General features: G+C 47.6%; 19 protein-coding genes. All 19 read left to right on the top strand.

Going from position 1 to position 18,890, the window contains the following annotated elements:
• The first annotated feature begins 61 nt into the window (after positions 1-61).
• A complete protein-coding gene (locus tag OL444_RS29115; protein WP_264727463.1) occupies positions 62-319 on the top strand; it encodes an acyl carrier protein in 258 nt (85 codons plus the stop codon).
• A complete protein-coding gene (locus OL444_RS29110; RefSeq protein WP_264727465.1) occupies positions 319-1,194 on the top strand; it encodes a lysophospholipid acyltransferase family protein in 876 nt (291 codons plus the stop codon). The genes OL444_RS29115 and OL444_RS29110 overlap by 1 nt, the downstream gene beginning before the upstream one ends.
• A 76-nt stretch (positions 1,195-1,270) precedes the next feature.
• Positions 1,271-1,696 (top strand): hotdog family protein, encoded by a 426-nt coding sequence (locus OL444_RS29105; RefSeq protein ID WP_264727467.1) that lies wholly within the window; start codon positions 1,271-1,273, stop codon positions 1,694-1,696.
• 6 nt (positions 1,697-1,702) lie between these two features.
• The gene (locus OL444_RS29100; protein ID WP_264727470.1) at positions 1,703-2,434 is read left to right on the top strand and encodes a hypothetical protein; all 732 of its coding nucleotides are present in this window, start codon (positions 1,703-1,705) and stop codon (positions 2,432-2,434) included.
• A gap of 61 nt (positions 2,435-2,495) precedes the next feature.
• The gene (locus OL444_RS29095; protein ID WP_264727472.1) at positions 2,496-2,918 is read left to right on the top strand and encodes an acyl-CoA thioesterase; all 423 of its coding nucleotides are present in this window, start codon (positions 2,496-2,498) and stop codon (positions 2,916-2,918) included.
• 8 nt (positions 2,919-2,926) lie between these two features.
• Positions 2,927-4,069 carry a beta-ketoacyl-[acyl-carrier-protein] synthase family protein gene (locus tag OL444_RS29090; protein WP_264727474.1) on the top strand — a complete coding sequence of 381 codons (1,143 nt, stop codon included), beginning with the start codon at positions 2,927-2,929 and terminating at the stop codon, positions 4,067-4,069.
• Positions 4,070-4,132: 63 nt separating this feature from the next.
• Positions 4,133-5,197: an SAM-dependent methyltransferase gene (locus OL444_RS29085; RefSeq protein WP_264727476.1), complete on the top strand. Its 1,065-nt coding sequence runs from the start codon at positions 4,133-4,135 to the stop codon at positions 5,195-5,197.
• A 140-nt stretch (positions 5,198-5,337) separates the two neighbouring features.
• Positions 5,338-6,594, top strand: a complete 1,257-nt coding sequence (locus OL444_RS29080) for an NAD(P)/FAD-dependent oxidoreductase (protein WP_264727478.1) — start codon at positions 5,338-5,340, stop codon at positions 6,592-6,594.
• Positions 6,587-7,213 carry a hypothetical protein gene (locus tag OL444_RS29075; protein WP_264727480.1) on the top strand — a complete coding sequence of 209 codons (627 nt, stop codon included), beginning with the start codon at positions 6,587-6,589 and terminating at the stop codon, positions 7,211-7,213. Before OL444_RS29080 ends, OL444_RS29075 begins: the two co-directional genes overlap by 8 nt.
• Positions 7,214-7,247: 34 nt before the next feature.
• Positions 7,248-7,511, top strand: a complete 264-nt coding sequence (locus OL444_RS29070; RefSeq protein ID WP_264727482.1) for a phosphopantetheine-binding protein — start codon at positions 7,248-7,250, stop codon at positions 7,509-7,511.
• Positions 7,508-8,701 carry a beta-ketoacyl-[acyl-carrier-protein] synthase family protein gene (locus OL444_RS29065; protein WP_264727484.1) on the top strand — a complete coding sequence of 398 codons (1,194 nt, stop codon included), beginning with the start codon at positions 7,508-7,510 and terminating at the stop codon, positions 8,699-8,701. Before OL444_RS29070 ends, OL444_RS29065 begins: the two co-directional genes overlap by 4 nt.
• Before the next feature lie 10 nt (positions 8,702-8,711).
• Positions 8,712-9,776 carry a beta-ketoacyl synthase chain length factor gene (locus OL444_RS29060; RefSeq protein WP_264727486.1) on the top strand — a complete coding sequence of 355 codons (1,065 nt, stop codon included), beginning with the start codon at positions 8,712-8,714 and terminating at the stop codon, positions 9,774-9,776.
• The gene (locus OL444_RS29055) at positions 9,770-10,546 is read left to right on the top strand and encodes a polysaccharide deacetylase family protein (RefSeq protein ID WP_264727488.1); all 777 of its coding nucleotides are present in this window, start codon (positions 9,770-9,772) and stop codon (positions 10,544-10,546) included. Before OL444_RS29060 ends, OL444_RS29055 begins: the two co-directional genes overlap by 7 nt.
• Positions 10,539-11,171, top strand: a complete 633-nt coding sequence (gene lolA2 / locus OL444_RS29050; RefSeq protein WP_264727489.1) for a flexirubin biosynthesis/transport protein LolA2 — start codon at positions 10,539-10,541, stop codon at positions 11,169-11,171. The genes OL444_RS29055 and lolA2 overlap by 8 nt, the downstream gene beginning before the upstream one ends.
• Positions 11,149-11,799 carry a flexirubin biosynthesis protein LolB2 gene (lolB2, locus tag OL444_RS29045; RefSeq protein ID WP_264727491.1) on the top strand — a complete coding sequence of 217 codons (651 nt, stop codon included), beginning with the start codon at positions 11,149-11,151 and terminating at the stop codon, positions 11,797-11,799. The genes lolA2 and lolB2 overlap by 23 nt, the downstream gene beginning before the upstream one ends.
• A 59-nt stretch (positions 11,800-11,858) precedes the next feature.
• Entirely contained in the window at positions 11,859-12,218 is a 360-nt protein-coding gene (locus OL444_RS29040; RefSeq protein WP_264727493.1) for an ApeI family dehydratase, read from the top strand.
• Positions 12,219-13,406, top strand: coding sequence for a DUF2062 domain-containing protein (locus OL444_RS29035; protein ID WP_264727495.1), 1,188 nt, complete (start codon positions 12,219-12,221; stop codon positions 13,404-13,406). It begins immediately after the preceding gene.
• A 105-nt stretch (positions 13,407-13,511) separates the two neighbouring features.
• The gene (locus tag OL444_RS29030; protein ID WP_264727498.1) at positions 13,512-17,384 is read left to right on the top strand and encodes a trifunctional MMPL family transporter/lysophospholipid acyltransferase/class I SAM-dependent methyltransferase; all 3,873 of its coding nucleotides are present in this window, start codon (positions 13,512-13,514) and stop codon (positions 17,382-17,384) included.
• Entirely contained in the window at positions 17,371-18,888 is a 1,518-nt protein-coding gene (locus OL444_RS29025; protein ID WP_264727500.1) for a phytoene desaturase family protein, read from the top strand. Before OL444_RS29030 ends, OL444_RS29025 begins: the two co-directional genes overlap by 14 nt.
• Positions 18,889-18,890: the final 2 nt, after the last annotated feature.

Genomic DNA, 18,890 nt, shown 5'->3' with positions numbered 1-18,890 from the left:
AAATCAAAAATAACGCTTAAACATTTTTTTTTAAACGACCTATATCTGATCACACACTTTTATGAATATCAAAGAAATAATAACTGTTACGAACACTTTTCTGGTAGAGGAGTTTGAAGCAAACCCCGATGAAATCAAACCGGAAGCGAATCTGAAAGCCACACTGGATCTGGACAGTCTGGATTATATTGATATGGTGGTTGTTATTGAAGACAACTTTGGCTTTAAGGTAAAACCGGAAGACTTTCAGACGATAGTGACCTTCCAGGACTTTTACGATTATGTAACTGCGCGTGTTCAACAAAAAGAACTGGTGTAATGCCTTCCTGGCAAGGAAAGTCCAAGGGAAATAAGCTCGGATATGGTATTTTCATTTTCATACTCCGGTATGGAGGCGTTTATCCGGCTTATTTCCTGTTGAGGTTTGTCGCTTTCTACTATTTTTTATTTTCCTGGAGCTCTTCCAGACCGATCTACCGATACTTCCGTTACAGAATAGGGTACGGCAGATGGCGTTCCCTGTACAGTTTGTACCGGAACTATTACCTGTTTGGCCAGACGCTGATCGACAAGATTGTGGTGATGGCAGATATGGCCAATAAATTCACCTTTGATTTTGACGGTGAACATCACCTGCGGCAGCTCGTAGCCGGAGAGCGGGGCGGTATACTGCTCAGCGCCCACCTGGGCAACTGGGAAGTGGCCGGTCATCTCTTCAAAAGGCTGCAGACAGCTATTAATATTGTGATGTTTGATGGAGAACACCAACGCATCAAAGAATATTTATCTGCTGTTACCGGCAACCGTAATGTGAATATTATCGTTATTAAGGAGGATCTATCGCATATTTATGCTATCAATGAAGCCTTGAGTAAACGGGAACTGGTATGTATGCACGCAGACCGTTTTTTACCCGGTAATAAAACCCTGACGGCTCCGTTGCTGGGGCATGATGCCCGTTTTCCTATGGGCCCCTACCTGCTTGCAGCTACTTTCAGGGTACCTGTTTCTGTGGTGTTTGCTTTTAAGGAATCAGCTACCCATTATCATTTTTATGCAACGGAACCCAGAACTTACCATGGCCGTCGTAATCAGGGAGTGGAAACCGCCTTGCGTGATTTTGTGACACTACTGGAAGAAAAAATAAAGCAATACCCGGCCCAGTGGTTCAATTATTATGACTTTTGGGAATAATCCGTGTTTTTACTGGTAATAATTTCAAGGAATTCTATTTACTTCGTGTTTCATTTTTTACTAATAACTTGTGCAGATGTTTATTCATACAGATGATATTACAGCATACATTCCGCAACGTGCCCCGATTGTAATGATCAGTGGTATTCTGGAAGTCGATGGGCCTAAAACCCGCACGGGACTGACCATAGCGGCAGATAATATTTTTGTTGAAAATGGCGTACTCACTGCGCCGGGCCTCATGGAAAATATTGCGCAAACAGCTGCTGCCCGTATCGGTTATATTGCCAAACAGGAAAATGCACCGGTGCCACTGGGATTTATTGGCGCCGTGAAAGACTTTGAAGTGTTTGAATTGCCTCCGGCAGGACAAACCATTGAAACGACTACTGAAATCGGAGGAGAAGTATTTAATGCCACGATGGTAACCGGCAAGGTAATGTGGGATGGCCGGGTAATGGCACAATGTGAAATGAAAATTTTCATCAACCCGCAAATATAACAGCATATGCGTCTCAGTAAACTCGTAGCAATCCCTTTGATCTTATGCGGCTTGTGGTCATCCACAGCAAAAGCACAGAAACTGAAAAATTTTCTGGAAAACAAAGATTCCTCTTTTACCTGGCTGGGTGTGGATTTCACACAGGCCCGTCTGATTGGTGATGCAGGCGCTGATGCCGCAGACATCGTAGCACGTCACTTTGCCGGTATTAACCAGGTAGTCGTGAATGAGCCCAAGAAGTATGATGTTTCCGGTGCATTTCACCACAGTAAAGTGAATTACGCCATCACAACCGTTAACAAACGTAATGAAGGCACCAATAAAGATTTGCTGAAATCCGATAATCCGGAAGACTTCAACCACCTGAAACCGGAAGATATCCAGAAGCTGGTGAAAGGATTTGATTTCAGCGATAAAAAAGGTATCGGCGTATTATTTGTAATGGAAGCCATGAGCAAAGCTGAAAAAGCAGCGGCCATGTATGTAACCATTGTGGATATGGATACCCGCCGTGTACTGCTGACAGAACGGATGACCGGCAAGGCCAAAGGTTTTGGCTTCCGTAACTACTGGGCTTTCTCTGTACATGATGTCATGGATGATTTCAGTTCTGATTACAACAAAATCAAACAGAAATATGCAGATGCCGTAGATCCGGTAGAAGAAACTGCACCTAAAAAAGAAGGCAAAACTGCCGTAGCTACCAAAGGCACCAAGGCCGCCAAGAAAAAAGGCTAAGCCAACAGGGTTCCGGTGAGCCGGATTTCCTCAGGGAAATAAAATCAGAAAATATAAAGAGATGGGTTTAACCGAGAGTACCAGCATACAGGTCAGATTTAATGAGGTAGATTCGCTGGGAATTGTATGGCATGGGCATTATGTGAGATATTTTGAAGACGGAAGAGAGGCTTTCGGTGAAAAATACGGCTTGCGTTATCTGGATTTTTTTGAACAGGGATATACGGTTCCCGTGGTAAACGTACAATGTGACTACAAACGCTCTTTACGCTATGGCGATATGGTAGTAGTAGAAACCAGGTTTGTGGACAACATGGCGGCAAAAATAAAATTTGAATATACACTGACTAATCCGGCGACCGGTGAAGTGATTGCAAAAGGTTCTACTGTACAGGTTTTCCTGGATAAAGAAACCACTACCCTGCAACTCACTACACCGGCCTTTTTCAATGCATGGAAAAAACAACACGGACTGGTTCAATAAAGGGTATTATGCAACAGGTGTTTGTAGTAGCAGATAATATTGTGGGACCATTGGGCAGTACTACCCGGGAAAATTTTGACCAGGTGATGCAAGGCAACAGTGGTATCCAACAGCAGCATGTATATGCTGCTGCACCGTTTTACGGCGCGATGCTGCAACCCGGTCAGCTGGATGCCTTTACAGCAGGTTTGCACGTAGACGGCTATACGCAGTTTGAAAAAATGCTGATCGTATCCATCACCGATGCACTCCGGCAAACAACCATCCGCTTGTCGGACCCCCGCACCGGACTCATTATTTCCACTACCAAAGGCAATATCGAATTACTGGAACAGCAGTCACAGGACACTGCTCCGGTAATGGATAACCTGCCGCTCTTTGATACAGCAGCTAAAATAGCCGCTTATTTTGACGCGGTCAATAAACCACTGGTGGTAAGCAGTGCCTGTATCTCCGGATTGGTGGCCATCCTTACCGCTAAACGGTTAATAGAATCCGGGAAGTATGATCAGGTAGTAGTAGCAGGAGCAGATGTACTCACCCGTTTTGTTTTATCTGGTTTCCAGTCGTTTCAGGCAGTGAGTGCCGTACCCTGTAAACCATTTGATGCCGCCCGCTCCGGGGTTTCCCTCGGCGAAGGCGCTGCTACGGTTATACTCAGTAATAATAATGCCGGAGCCGGTTTTGTATTGGGCGCCGGTGCAATAAGCAACGACGCGAATCATATTTCCGGCCCTTCCCGTACCGGGGAAGAACTGGCCGCTGCGATGCAGCTGGCATACAAAGAGAGCGGCCTTACACCAGCCGATATCGGTTTTGTATCCGTACACGGTACCGCTACCCTGTACAACGATGAAATGGAAGCCAAAGCGCTGCATCATGCAGGATTGGCAGATGTTCCCGTAAACAGCTTAAAAGGATATTATGGCCATACCCTGGGTGCTGCCGGTCTTATTGAAGCCATCATCAGCATGCAGGCCATGAAAGCAGGCGTGGTATTGCCTACCCGGGGATATGAAACTTCCGGTGTTACGCAACCGGTAGCCGTTACCAGCCAGCTCCTGCAAAAAAAATCGGCACATTTTCTGAAAACCGTTTCCGGATTCGGAGGATGTAATGCAGCCATGGTATTCAGCCTGGTGCAGGAATAACACAACAGGTCTCCTGTAGCAACAACAGTTAACAATCAATCACAGTCAAAATAAATCATTGTCGTGTTTAATAAAGAAACAAAAACAGCATTAGAAGCCAAAGAAGCAGCATTGCGTCTGGCCTTTGCCCCCGTTGCTTTTCAGGCTACCCGGGCACTGCGCGATATGGGAATCTTAACAGCAGTCAGCAACAGCCGCGCTGAAGGTATTACCATCGAAGCCATTATGGAGCAGACGAAATTATCCCGCTATGCAGTAAGAGTTTTGCTGGAAGCTGGTTTGGGAATGGAACTGGTGATTGTGAATGATAAAAAATATACCCTGACCAAAACCGGCTACTTTATTTTACATGATCAGCTGACCCGTATCAACATGGACTTTTCACAGGACATCTGCTACAAGGGTATGAACCATTTGCAGGAAAGCCTGAAAGAGGGCCGTCCTGCCGGTTTACAGGAGCTGGGCCCCTGGGATACCATCTATCCCGGATTATCCCTGCTGCCGCCTGAAATCGGCAAGAGCTGGTTCGATTTCGATCACTACTATTCCGATCTGGCTACACCAGCTGCACTGGACATCGTTTTTGAAAATAAACCAAAACGTTTGCTGGATATCGGCGGCAACACCGGTAAATGGGCACTGGCATGTACTGCCAAAGACCCCGATGTGGAAGTAACCATATTTGATTTACCCGGACAGGCCGGACTGGCACAGCAAAAAATGAAAGATGCCGGAGTAGAAAACCGGGTGCATTTTCATATTGCCAACATTCTCCACGAGGAATTACCTTTCCCTACCGGGTTTGATGCCATCTGGATGAGCCAGTTCCTGGATTGTTTCTCCGAAGCAGAAATCGTTTCTATCCTGAAACGTTGCCGCGAAGCACTGAATGAAGACGGTACGGTATATATCCTGGAGCCTTTCTGGAACCGCCAGCAATTTAAATCTGCCGCTTTCTGCCTGCAACAGACCTCTTTATACTTTACGGCGATGGCCAATGGTAACAGCCAGATGTATCACACCGATGATTTCTTCCAGTGCGTGGAAGATGCCGGCCTGCAAATCGTGGAAGAAAACAACCAGATGGGTATGAACTATACCCTCCTGAAATGCAAAAAGAAAAACTGATACACCGGATACCGGAGAGAAAGCAGCGCTGATGACTGGCAGGTGGAATAGCCTTGTTCTCCGGAAAATATCCCGGCATATCGTTTTTAAATAAATAAAATCCGTTCAACAACAAATTCCTGAAACCCAAATTGTTTCGTATGACTATTGAACAAGTCGATGTATTGGTTATTGGTGCAGGACCTGCCGGAACTGTAGCTGCATCTATTATTCACCAGGCCGGGTATAAAGTGAAAGTGGTGGAAAAACAACAGTTTCCCCGTTTTGTCATTGGCGAAAGCCTCTTGCCCCGCAGCATGGATGCATTGCAGGAAGCTGGCTTTATAGAAGCCATCAAGGAAAAAGGTTTTCAGCAGAAATACGGCGCCAAGTTCGTGAAAGGGGATGCTACCTGCGATTTTACTTTCGAGGAACAATTCACACCCGGTTGGACGTGGACCTGGCAGGTGACCAGGGCCGATTTTGATAAAACACTGGCCGACACGGTAGAAAAAATGGGCGTGCCGGTAGCATATGAAACTACGGTAACGGATATACGTTTTAACGGATCTGATTCTGTTACAACCGTAACAGATAAAAATGGACAACAATCGCAGATTGCTGCCCGCTTCATCGTGGATGGCAGCGGTTACGGTCGGGTAATTCCCCGCCTGTTTAACCTGGAAAAAAATTCCAGCCTGCAACCGCGCAAGGCATTATTTGCCCATACCGTGGATGAACGCCGTTCCATGGCGGATGAACCTAACCGTATTACGGCCGTGGTACACCAGAAAGGCGTATGGATCTGGATTATTCCGTTTTCTACCGGCGTTACTTCGGTTGGCTTTGTAGGAGATCCGGAATTTTTTGCCGCCTACCCGGGCAGCGATGAAGAAAAATACCGGGCTTTACTGGAAGCAGAACCCTATACCAGGGAACGTTTCCGTGATGTGCCGCTGGTATTTGAACCCCGCATATTAGAGTCGTGGTCGGCTACTACCGATAAATTTTATGGCGATGGATTTGTGCTGACAGGCAACGTAACAGAATTTCTGGACCCGATTTTCTCATCTGGCGTAACTTTAGCCTGCGTTTCTGCACAAACAGCAGCAAAGCTGGTGATCAGAAAACTGAAAAACGAAGCCGTAGACTGGGAAAAAGAGTACATGGAACCTACCATGCAGGGCGTGAATACCTTCCGCTCCTATGTAATGGCCTGGTATGAAGGTACCCTGGATACCATCTTCTTTAAAAAAGATGCAGACCCGGTTATCAAAGGGCAGATTTGCTCTGTACTGGCCGGTTATGTATGGGACCTGGACAATCCTTTTGTGAAAAACCATGATACAGCCCTTAAACGGCTCGCCAGAACAATTGAATTAACAGAAAAACTAAAAAGCAGCTCAGAGATTGAATAGCGAAGACGCATATATTACAGGTTGTTGTATCATTCGTAATCACCGGGTATACTTAAACGGGACGTTACAATGGGAAGCGGATCAGGCATTGGGATTATCCGAATTTCTGCGGGCAGGATACGACCGCTTTTCCGGGCAATATCCGAAATTTCATAAAATGGATGCACTCAGTAAACTGGGCTGGCTGGCGGCAGAAGTATTGCTGCAGTCGACCGATGTGCATACCCTGCCGCCGGAAACCGTAGGCCTGGTACTCTCCAACCGGAGCGCCAGCCTGGATACGGATGTCCGTTATTATGCCACAGTAAAGGATATTGCGAGTCCGGCCCTGTTTGTATATACGCTTCCTAATATTGTGATGGGCGAAATTTGTATCCGGCACGGTTTTAAAGGAGAGAATACCTTTTTTGTGTCCGATACATTCGACGCCGGATTGATGAGTGAATATCCCGCAACACTGCTGGCTGTGACACCGTTGCAGGCCTGTATATGCGGATGGGTGGAGGTGATGGAACAGCAGTATGAAGCAGCTGTTTTTCTGGTGGAAAATAAACAAAGAGGACTGGCCATACCGTTGACAGCAGCGGCTTTAACAGCCAGTTACCAACAAGACATATAACATCATCGTAAATAACTTAATTTAAACTATTACCGTGGAAAAGTTGATGGCGGATCTGAAAGCGCAGATCATTGAACAATTGAACTTGCAGGAAGTAACACCGGAAAGCATCGGCGATGATCAGCCTTTGTTTAAAGACGGACTGGGACTGGATTCTATTGACGCGCTGGAGCTGATTGTATTATTACAGCAACACTATAATATCCGCATTGCCAACCCGGAACAGGGCCCGGAAATATTCCGCTCTGTACGCACCATGGCAACCTATATTCAGGCAAATCAAACCAATAAGGCATGAGTGACAAGGTATGGATAGCAGGCGGTGGGGTGATCAGCGGTATCGGGCTGGATCTGCGTGCCTGTTTACAGGCATTCAGGGATATGCAACCCGGTATGACAACGATGCAGCACCTGCGCTCTGTGCATCATAATACCTTTCCGGTGGCGGAGGTAAAGGCAGATAATGCCACCCTGGCCGATATGGCCCGTATGCCGGAACACATCAGCAGAACAGCACTGCTCAGTCTCATTGCTGCCCGCGAAGCGTGGCAGTCTGCCGGATTGAGGGATATTTCAGCCTACCGGGTCGGATTTGTTTCCGGCAACACGGTAGGAGGAATGGATAAAACAGAAGATTTCTTTGCAGACCTGCTGACCCATCCCGGTAAAGGCAGGTTGAACCAGGTAGTACACCACGAATGCGGTAGTATTACTGAACTGGTAGCAGATACCCTGGGTATCCGGCATCATATATCCACCATCAGTACAGCCTGTTCTTCCGGCGCCAATGCATTGATGTATGGCGCACGGCTGATCCGCAACAACATCGTGGATGTAGTGATTGCCGGTGGTACCGACTCCCTTACCCGCTTTACCCTCAACGGTTTTAATACCCTGATGATACTGGACCAGCAGCCCTGCCGCCCGTTCGATGATACCCGTACCGGGCTTAATCTGGGCGAAGGCGCCGGCTATGTAATACTGGTGTCAGACAGTCTGGCTGCCCAGCTGCAGCCCTGGTGCCGCCTGAGCGGTTATGCCAATGCCAACGATGCCTACCACCAGACGGCTTCCTCGCCGGATGGTACCGGCAACTACTTAGCCATGAAAGGGGCCCTGGACATGAGCGGACTACAACCGCAACAGATTGATTATATCAACCTGCATGGTACCGGCACCCAAAACAACGATATATCTGAAGGAATTGCTATTAGCCGCCTGTTTGCGCCGCATTTCCCGGTAATGAGCTCCACAAAATCATTTACCGGGCATACACTGGGTGCCAGCGGAGGAATTGAAGCCGTGTTTTCAGCTATGGCCGTTAAGGAAGGCATCATTTATCCGAACGCCCGTTTTGAACATCAGATGAAAGAACTGCCGTTTGCACCGGTGGCAGCTTACGCTACCGGCAAACCTTTGCAGCATGTGATGTCCAATTCATTTGGTTTTGGAGGCAATTGCTCCAGCCTGGTGTTTTCTAAAGCATAAACAGCATTACATGAACATCTATATAAATGGTACGGGTTGTATATCTCCGCAGGATACTGCGCAGGGTGGTCCATTGCTGGACAACCTGCAGGAGTACGACCAGGTACGCCTTGCCGCTATAGACCCGGATTACAAACAATGGATTGATGTGAAACAGATCCGCCGGATGAGCCATGTGGTGAAAATGGGCGTAGGCGCCGCCAACCTCAGTTTACAGGCCGCTGGTATCAATGCCGTGGATGCGATCATCACCGGTACTGCATACGGCTGTCTGGACGATACCGGCGTATTTCTTGCCAAAATGGTGAAACAGCAGGAAGAAATGCTGACACCTACCGCTTTTATTCAAAGTACCCATAATACAGTAGCTGGCCAGATTGCCCTGCTGATGGGATGTCAGGGATATAACAACACCTTTGTGCATCGTGGCTTTTCCTTTGAACAGGCCTTGCTGGATGCGACCATGATATTGAAAGAAGGTAGTGCCAGACAGATACTGGCTGGTGGTTTGGATGAATTAACCCAATACAGTTACGACATCCTGCACCGTTTCGGTATCTATAAAAAAGAACCGGTAAAAACCATGGAACTGCTGAACAGCCCTGTTCGTGGTACCATTGCCGGTGAAGGAGCCGCCTTCTTTACCCTGGGAACAGAAAAAATTCCTGGCGCCGTAGCTACCCTTACCGGCCTGAGTACCCTGTACAAGCCGCTGTGGGAAGGAGAAGTGATCGGACATATCATGAAGTTCCTGGAAGATCATCAATGTACACCGGCAGACATCGACCTGTTGATAACCGGCAGAAACGGAGATATTGACCAGGATGAAATTTATGAAGAAGTAGCCGGAGCGCTGTTTCCCGACCAGGCCGAAGCCTGTTTCAAACACCTTTGCGGAGAATACCCTACAGCCATGGCGTTTGGGATGTGGATGGCCAACAGCATCCTCTCTGAACAACAGGTGCCGGAAGCTGCTGCCTTTTTTGGCCGCGCTCCGGAAAAAATCAACAGGATATTATTGTATAATCATCATCAGGGTACACACCATTCCCTGATTTTAATAAGTGCATGCTGAATTATCGGGTAGCATATATAGTGGGTATCGGCTGGTTGATGATACTGGTAGTACTGGATGTGTTGTCCGTGTACCCGGTACCGTTATGGATGTTCTTTACGCCGCTGTTATTGTTGCCACTGTTTGTATGGGGCGCGATGAATGTTCGTTCGGGATTTTATATTAAAGTATTGTCCCGGGCAGCAACTACAGAAAAAGTAGTGGCCCTTACCTTCGATGATGGCCCGCAACCGGCGCATACACCGGCTATCCTGGATATGCTGCAGGCACACGGCGTACCAGCCGGTTTTTTTTGTATCGGCAAACATATTGTCGGCAACGAACACTTACTGAAACGCATACACGATGAAGGGCATGTAATCGGCAATCATACCTATTCGCATCATTTCTGGTTTGATATGTATGGCAGCCGCCGGATGCGTGGTGATATGGGAGATATGGACAACATCACACAAACGGTGACCGGCCTGCGTCCGCGCCTGTTCCGGCCGCCCTATGGCGTTACCAATCCTAACCTGGCCAAAGCCATACAAACAGGTGGTTATCTGCCGGTAGGCTGGAATATCCGATCGCTGGATACGGTGGCCACAGATAAAACAGCATTGCTGCATAAGATTATTAGCCAGCTGCAGCCAGGCGCTGTGATCCTGTTGCACGATACCTGCCGGATTACGGCTGATATCTTACCGCAGCTGATTGCGGATATCCGCGCTAAAGGGTATCGCCTGGAAAGAATTGATAAAATGTTAAACGTATCCGCTTATGCATAAATGGATCATCTGCTTAATTTGCTGCGTGGCGGGTTTACCGGTCTTCGCACAATCCGGTTTTAAGCCGGTAACAGACCTGGCGCCGCTGAAACAGCAGTTTGCCCGGGCAGCACAGAATACACAAAGTATTCAATGTGATTTTGTGCAGGAAAAGAACCTGAGCATGCTGTCGGATAAAATTGTATCCAAAGGAAAGTTCTGGTTTAAAAAAGAGAATAAAGTAAGAATGGAATATCAGCAGCCATCCTACTATCTGTTGGTCATCAACGGAAAAGATATCCGTATCAAAGATGCCCAGCGGGAGAATAAGGTGTCTGGTAAAAGCAATAAACTGTTTGAACAGGTAAACCGGATTACGGTAGATTGTGTACGGGGTACTGTGCTGGATAATGCAGACTTTACTTCCGCCGTATCAGAAAATGCCCGGCAATACCGCCTGGAACTGGTACCGGTAAATAAGGTGCTGAAAACCTATTTTAAAACCATTGTACTGCTGGTAGATAAACAGGATTACAGTGTTGCCAGTATCACTATGCAGGAACAATCCGGCGATGATACCACCATCAGTTTTTTGCATAAACAATTAAACAGTCAGATTCCGGATGCGGTATTTTCTGTTAAATAGTATCCTCGTAATAACGGGATTGCTGACGGGGTGTCGTTCTTCCTACAAAGGACTGCAACGCACGGCTGGTGATGTACAATGCATCCGGCAGTTCAGTCCGCAGTTTACGGCAACGTTGTATAGTACACAGGTAAATGTATTAAAACATCACCTGAGCGGTTTGTTGTTTTTTAAGCAGATGCCCGACAGCAGTGTACGCGTGGTATTTGCCAATGAAATGGGTTTTAAGTTCTTTGATTTTGAATTTGATAAACAGGGCAACTTTACCAATCATTTTATCATAGATAAGATGAATAAAAAAGCGGTGGTAAAAACACTCCGGCAGGATTTTGCCCTGGTATTGTTGCGCCCGGATCTGCATCAGGCCTATATGGCTACGGATAGCCTTTACCGTTATGTAGCCGTGCCTACTGCAAAGGGGCATAACTATTATATGACGGATACGGCCTGCACACAGCTGATAAGGATTGAACAGGCCTCGAAGCGCCGCCCTGCCGTAAAGGTATGGATGCAGCATTACAACAACGGCGTACCGGATACGATTCAGATTCAGCATCAGCATTTCCGTTTCAATATTTCCCTGCAACGGGTAGAACAAAAACAAACCAATACTACATCAACACCATAATTATCTCATGATAACCGGATCACCTGAAAAGGACATTCGGGTAAAGACCATATAAATTTATGTTAGCAGGAAATTTTTATACCATTACCACCCAAACACAGGATGCCGGACAGGTAACGACCACTATCGAGCTGAATGCCGCACATCCGATATTCGAAGGCCATTTTCCGGAACAACCCGTTGTTCCCGGTGTATGCATGATGCAGATCATTACCGAATTGCTGCGTGGCGCATTACAACAGCCGGTTACTTTACAGAAAGCCGGTCAGATGAAGTTCCTGAACATGATCGATCCCGGAAAAACACCGTTGGTAGATGTGACCATCTCCTTCAAAACTGAAGAGGCAGGCCAGAAAGTAAACGCTACGCTGAAACGCGACGACACCACATTTATGAAGTTCCAGGGGATTTTTAAGTAAGTGACGAACCATACTATATATAACGGACTTTTTGAAAGTCACCGCGCAGCGGTACTGATTCCCACCTACAACAATGCCGCTACACTGGGGGCTGTACTGGCAGATGCGTTGTCATATACCAGTCATGTGATTGTGGTGAATGATGGTGCTACCGATGATACAGCCGCCGTGCTGGAACAATATCCTGCTATACAGCTGGTTTCGTATAGTCCTAACCGTGGCAAGGGGATTGCACTCCGCCGTGGATTTTCCTATGCGGCTGCCCAGGGTTACCAATACGTGATTACCATGGATGCAGACGGACAGCATTTTGCCTCCGATCTGCCGGTGATGCTGGATAAAATCAAGGAAAACCCGGATGCACTGGTCATTGGTGCGCGCAACCTGCAACAGGAAAATATGCCAGGTAAAAATACCTTTGCCAATAAGTTTTCCAATTTCTGGTTTTATGTGGAAACGGGGCTGAAAGCGCCGGATACACAATCGGGATACCGGTTGTATCCACTGCACCGGATGCGGAACATGCATTTCTGGTGTACCAAGTATGAATTTGAAATAGAAGTATTGGTGCGCAGTGCCTGGAAGGGTATAAAAATAGACTGGGCGCCGGTAAAAGTATATTATCCGCCGGCAGAAGAACGGGTATCCCATTTCCGTCCTTTCCGCGATTTTTCGCGTATCAGCGTACTGAATACAGTACTGGTACTCATCACTTTTTTATATATCAAACCCCGCGACCTGATCCGGTTTCTGTTGAAAAAAGAAAGCTGGAAAAAGATGTGGCGGGAAGAGGTATTAAGGGCAGATGAATCCAATGGCCGGAAAGCCGCTTCCATCGGCTTCGGCATATTCATGGCCATTGTACCCATTTGGGGTTTTCAGCTGCTGGTAGCCATTCTGGTGTCCATCCGGCTGAAACTGAATAAGGCACTGGTGTTGCTGGCGGCGCATGTAAGCACCCCGCCGCTGACACCCTTCGTTATTTTTGCCAGCTTCTTAACCGGCCGTATCTGGCTGGGACAAACCGCTAAAGACCTGGTTTTCACGGAAGGCATCACTTTTGATACCATCCGCGATAACACCTTACAATATATTTATGGCAGTATCACCCTGGCTATTGGGGCCGGCCTGCTGGCCGCCGCTGTGAGCTGGGTATTGCTGTCAGTTTTCAGAAAACAAAAGAAATAATTGCATCGTATGCATGGCGGACTGTTGAGAAGGGAGCAGCAACAATAAGGTTGCTGTATTTTCATCGCATTGAAATCACGGTACGCCGGCTGTAATCAGTTTTATATGGGCCATCTTTTTGTAGCCATCTATAATTTTTTTGAGCGGCAGCGGATCTGGTTGTGGCTTTGTACAATCGGCTGTTTCCTGCTGGCGGGATTTTTTGCTGCCAAAATCAGGCTGGAAGAAGATATCACCAAAGTGTTGCCGCAGGATAAAAAACTGGATAAGCTCCAGCAGGTTTTCCAGGACTCAAAATTTGCGGATAAACTCATCGTCACCGTTTCTCAAAAGGATACGCTGCAGGAAGCCCGCCCGGATAGCCTGACGGCTTATGCGGCGGCACTGATCACACAGTCGCAGGAACAACTGTCGCCCTACATCAAACAGATACAAGGCCAGGCAGACGACGCCATGATCATGGAATGGATGCAACGCATCCAGGATCACCTGCCCATCTTCCTGGAAGAAAAAGATTACCATAAAATCGATACCTTATTAACCCCGCAGCAATTACAGCAAACATTACAATACGATTATAACACCCTGATTTCTCCGGCCGGACTGGTATTAAAGAAGATGATACAGGCCGATCCTGTGGGTATTTCCTGGATAGGTGTAAAGAAATTACAGCACCTGCAATACGATGACCAGTTTGAGTTGTACGACAGCTATATCATGACGAAAGATCATCGTCACCTGATGTTGTTCGTTACCCCGGTACATCCGGCCAGTGCTACCAAAATGAATGCCCGCTTCCTGCAGGGACTGGATCATATAAAAGATAGCCTGGACCAACGTTTTCCCGGTGTTGCCGCCAGCTATTTCGGCGGTGCTGCCGTGTCGGTAGGCAATGCTACCCAGCTGCAACGGGATACCCTGCTCACCCAGGGCATTACCGTGGTATTGCTGGTGGTACTGATTGCCTTTTTCTTCCGGAAAAAGCGGGCGCCGGTGTTGATTATGCTGCCGGTAATATTCGGTGGACTGTTCTCACTGGCATGTATATACGTTATTAAGGGACATATTTCCGTGATGGCACTGGGCGCAGGCGCCGTGGTGCTGGGTATTGCGGTGAACTATTCCCTGCATGTATTTAACCACTACCGGCATTCGCAGGATATCCGGGAAGTGATTCATGACCTGGCCACCCCCATGACGCTGGGTAGCTTTACTACCGTTGGCGGATTCCTGTGCCTGCAGTTTGTACAATCGCCGATGCTGCGCGATGTAGGGCTGTTTGCAGCACTGAGCCTGGTAGGAGCGGCGTTGTTCTCCCTGATTTTCCTGCCCCACTGGATTGTTAGCCGCAGGCAACAACAGCCCGCGATAGCACATGACAGCTGGCTGGACAAAATAGCCGGGCTGAAACCGGAAAGAAATAAATACCTGGTAGGAGGCATTTTTCTGCTCACCATTGTCTTCTTTTTTACCGCCCGCGACGTATCCTTTGAAAGCGATATGATGCGCATGAACTACATGACGCCTGGTTTAAAAGCAGCAGAGGCACGGCTAAACAGCATCAATTCCTATACGGCCCAATCGGTATACGTGGTAACGGAAGGCAACAGCCTGGAAGAAGCCCTGGAAAACGGAGAGCGGTTACTGCCGGCACTGGGCAAACTACAAGAGAAAGGCATCGTGAAAAAATATGCCGGCGTACAGGCGTTACTGTTATCTGCCAAAGAACAACAGCTACGTATCCAACGCTGGGAGCAATACTGGACACCGGAGAAAAAACAACAGCTCCTGCAGGCATTACGTACCTACGGACCTGCCAGTGGATTCAGTGCTACGGCTTTTAATGGCTTTGAAGCACTACTGCAGCATAACTATGCCGTATTGTCGCCGGAAGAGATGGAGGAGATGGGTAAAAGTAACCTGGGCGACTTCATTATCCGGAAGCAGGGCCGCACTTCCCTGGTTACGTTGCTGAAAGTAGATCCGGCACAGAAACAGGCGGTGTATGCTGCACTGGAATCGCTGCCACATACCACTGTGCTGGATAAACAATATGCCGCCAATCGCCTGGTGGAAGTGATCAAAGAGGAGTTTAACAGCATTGCCTGGATGACGTCTTTGCTGGTGTTTTTTGCCCTGCTGTTGTCCTATGGCCGTATTGAGCTGGCGTTGATTACCTTTATCCCCATGGCTGTGAGCTGGATCTGGATATTGGGTATCATGGGCCTTTTCGGCATTAAATTCAATATTGTGAACATCATCCTCTCTACTTTTATTTTCGGTTTGGGAGATGATTACAGCATATTTATGATGGATGGTTTATTACAGGAATATAAAACCGGCAAAAAAACATTGTCCTCGTTTAAGTCTTCTATTTTCCTGTCGGCGATTACCACTGTGTTGGGGCTGGGGGTATTGATCTTTGCCAAACACCCTTCCCTGCAGTCCATTGCCCTGATTTCCATTATTGGTATTGGTACGGTGGTGCTCATATCGCAGGTCATGATTCCTTTCCTGTTTCACTGGCTGATCACCAACCGGGTGCGGAAAGGGTTTGCGCCATGGACGGCTAAAGGTTTGTCACTGTCTGTATTTTCTTTCCTCTATTTTACGATCGGCGCTTTTATACTCACCTTCATTGGCTGGGTACTGATCCGCTGGAATCCGTTTAGTAAAGAGAAAGGGAAGGTATTATACCATCGTATTTTATCGGCCTATACCCATAGTGTATTGTACATTATGCGTAATGTGAAAAAACGGATCATCAATCCGGAGAATGAGCAATTGGCCACGCCGGCGGTGATCATCAGCAATCACCAGTCATTCCTGGATATCCTGGTATCTACCATGTTACACCCGAAAGTGATTCTGCTGACGAATCAATGGGTATGGCGTTCGCCGGTATTCGGGGCAGTGGTGCGGCTGGCGGATTATTATCCGGTAGCTGACGGCGCCGAAGGCGCTATCGAAAAACTGCGTGACCGGGTAGCGCAGGGATATTCCATTGTGGTATATCCGGAAGGAACCCGTTCGCCGGACCCCGTGATTAAACGTTTCCACAAAGGCGCTTTTTATATAGCAGAACAGCTCAACCTGGATATTTTACCCATGGTTATTCACGGTACCGCCTATACGATGACCAAAGGCGATTTTCTGTTGAAAGATGGTACAGTAACAGTTAAATATCTGCCGCGTATTACGCCGGACGACGACAGCTGGGGCGATAACTACAGCATGCGTACCAAAATGATCAGCCGGCATTTTAAACAGGAATATGAAACCTTGCGGGCAGCCGTAGAAGTACCGGCCTATTTCCGGGAACAGCTCAAATACAACTTTATTTATAAAGGCCCGGTGCTGGAGTGGTACATGCGTATCAAAACAAAGCTGGAAGGTAATTACCAGCTGTTCCATGAACTGTTGCCGAAAGAAGGGAATATACTGGATATCGGTTGCGGCTACGGATTTATGGATTATATGCTCAGCTTCGCGGCGGCAGGCCGCCGGATTACGGGCATTGATTATGATGAGGAAAAGATAGCCACCGCCAATCACTGTTATGGAAAACCGGGGCAGTTGCACTTTATTCATGGCGATATTGCGCAGATGCCTTTCGAGAAAAAAGACGCTTTTATCCTGAGTGATGTATTACATTACCTCACAGCTACCGAACAGGAAGAACTGTTGAAACTGTGTATAGAAAGGCTGACAGACAACGGGGTGATTATCGTCCGCGATGGCGACAGTGACAAAACAAAACGACATGAAGGTACCCGGTTCACGGAATTGCTGTCGACCCGGATTATTGGATTTAATAAAACGCGCAACCATACCCTGTCATTCTTTTCAGCTTCCCGTATGCGGGAGCTGGTACAAAAGTATGGTGCGGAAGCAACCGAAATAGATAATACGCGATACACCTCGAATGTAATATTTGTGATTAAAAAACCACCCCCAAAAAAATATGCACAACTATGATGTAGTCATAATAGGTAGCGGTTTAGGAGGCCTTGTATGCGGGGCCATACTGAGCCGTAATGGATACCGGGTAGGCATATACGAAAAAAACAGACAGGCCGGCGGATGCCTGCAAACCTTCTCCCGGGAAAAAGTCATTTTCGACTCCGGTGTACACTATATCGGTGGATTGGGAGCAGGAGAAAATCTGCATAAAGTATTTAAATACCTGGGTATTCTCGATCAGCTGAAACTGAAACGGATGGATATGGATGGCTTCGACCATATCAGTTTTGGTGCAGACGATACGGTATACCGGATGGCCCAGGGAGAAGATAATTTTATCCGTACGCTGCTGACACAGTTCCCGGATGAAAAAAAAGCGTTGCAGGACTACTGCGACATGATCCGGGAGGTATGCAGCAAATTCCCGTTGTATAATCTCCGGGAAGGCGATTATGAAGAAAAACGCAGTGTGCTGCAGATCAATGCCGTAGATTTTTTGCGGAATGTAACCCGGAACGAACGCCTGCAACAGGTGTTGGCGGGCAATAATCTGTTGTATGCCGGTGTGGCCGAGAAAACACCGTTTTACGTACATGCGTTGGTGTTAAACAGTTATATACAAAGCTCCTGGAAATGTGTGGATGGCGGCTCTCAGATCAGCAAGTGGCTATGCCGCCGGATCACGGAAAACGGAGGCGCTATCATCCGTAATACAGCCGTAACCGCTATCCGGACAAACGGCGACCGGGTAGATCACATCGTACTCCAGGATGGTACGGAAGTACGTGCGCAACATTTCATTTCCAACCTGCATCCCGCACAAACCCTGGAGATGACAGAAAGCACGGTCATCAGAAATGCCTATCGCAGCCGTATTGCGCAGCTGGAAAATTCTGTGGGTGCCTTTGTCCTGAATGTGGTATTGAAACCAGGCACTTTCCGCTACCTGAATTATAATTATTATTACCATGCTTCGGAAGACGCGTGGGCAGGGATTGACTACCAGGTGGAGGCGTGGCCGCAAACCTATGCGATGTATGTGTCTGCCAGCTCCAGGCATGAAACCTATGCAGACAGCCTTTCTATCATGACCTACATGCGTTATGAGGAAATGGCGCCGTGGCAGGATACTTTCAATACCGTGTTACAGCCGGATAGCCGCGGCGCCGGTTATGAAGCCTTTAAAAAAGACAGAACCGAACGGCTGATTGCCTGCGTGGAGAAAAAGTTTCCGGGATTCCGGCATTGTATTCAATCTACTTACGTCGCCACGCCGCTGTCTTACCGCGATTATATCGGTTCGGGCGATGGCAGTATGTATGGTATCCAGAAAGACAGCAATGATCCGTTACGGACCATGGTTTCCGCCCGTACCAAACTATCCAATTTGTATCTTACCGGTCAAAACCTGAACTTGCATGGAATTTTAGGGGTAACTATCAGTGGGGTGATCACCTCAGCGGAATTGCTGGGCACCGGTTTCCTGGTAGACGCGATTAATCAGTCAACACATCAATAAAA

It is taken from the genome of Chitinophaga nivalis, from assembly GCF_025989125.1.
GTDB lineage: Bacteria > Bacteroidota > Bacteroidia > Chitinophagales > Chitinophagaceae > Chitinophaga > Chitinophaga nivalis.
This window is presented reverse-complemented; position numbering and strand designations above follow the sequence as displayed.

What these genes read in the sequence shown, in the direction of transcription:
- OL444_RS29115 (WP_264727463.1), top strand. Translation starts at nt 62, where the DNA reads ATGAATATCAAAGAAATAATAACTGTTACGAACACTTTTCTGGTAGAG.
- OL444_RS29110 (WP_264727465.1), top strand. Translation starts at nt 319, where the DNA reads ATGCCTTCCTGGCAAGGAAAGTCCAAGGGAAATAAGCTCGGATATGGT.
- OL444_RS29105 (WP_264727467.1), top strand. Translation starts at nt 1,271, where the DNA reads ATGTTTATTCATACAGATGATATTACAGCATACATTCCGCAACGTGCC.
- OL444_RS29100 (WP_264727470.1), top strand. Translation starts at nt 1,703, where the DNA reads ATGCGTCTCAGTAAACTCGTAGCAATCCCTTTGATCTTATGCGGCTTG.
- OL444_RS29095 (WP_264727472.1), top strand. Translation starts at nt 2,496, where the DNA reads ATGGGTTTAACCGAGAGTACCAGCATACAGGTCAGATTTAATGAGGTA.
- OL444_RS29090 (WP_264727474.1), top strand. Translation starts at nt 2,927, where the DNA reads ATGCAACAGGTGTTTGTAGTAGCAGATAATATTGTGGGACCATTGGGC.
- OL444_RS29080 (WP_264727478.1), top strand. Translation starts at nt 5,338, where the DNA reads ATGACTATTGAACAAGTCGATGTATTGGTTATTGGTGCAGGACCTGCC.
- OL444_RS29065 (WP_264727484.1), top strand. Translation starts at nt 7,508, where the DNA reads ATGAGTGACAAGGTATGGATAGCAGGCGGTGGGGTGATCAGCGGTATC.
- OL444_RS29060 (WP_264727486.1), top strand. Translation starts at nt 8,712, where the DNA reads ATGAACATCTATATAAATGGTACGGGTTGTATATCTCCGCAGGATACT.
- OL444_RS29055 (WP_264727488.1), top strand. Translation starts at nt 9,770, where the DNA reads ATGCTGAATTATCGGGTAGCATATATAGTGGGTATCGGCTGGTTGATG.
- lolA2 (WP_264727489.1), top strand. Translation starts at nt 10,539, where the DNA reads ATGCATAAATGGATCATCTGCTTAATTTGCTGCGTGGCGGGTTTACCG.
- lolB2 (WP_264727491.1), top strand. Translation starts at nt 11,149, where the DNA reads ATGCGGTATTTTCTGTTAAATAGTATCCTCGTAATAACGGGATTGCTG.
- OL444_RS29040 (WP_264727493.1), top strand. Translation starts at nt 11,859, where the DNA reads ATGTTAGCAGGAAATTTTTATACCATTACCACCCAAACACAGGATGCC.
- OL444_RS29030 (WP_264727498.1), top strand. Translation starts at nt 13,512, where the DNA reads ATGGGCCATCTTTTTGTAGCCATCTATAATTTTTTTGAGCGGCAGCGG.
- OL444_RS29025 (WP_264727500.1), top strand. Translation starts at nt 17,371, where the DNA reads ATGCACAACTATGATGTAGTCATAATAGGTAGCGGTTTAGGAGGCCTT.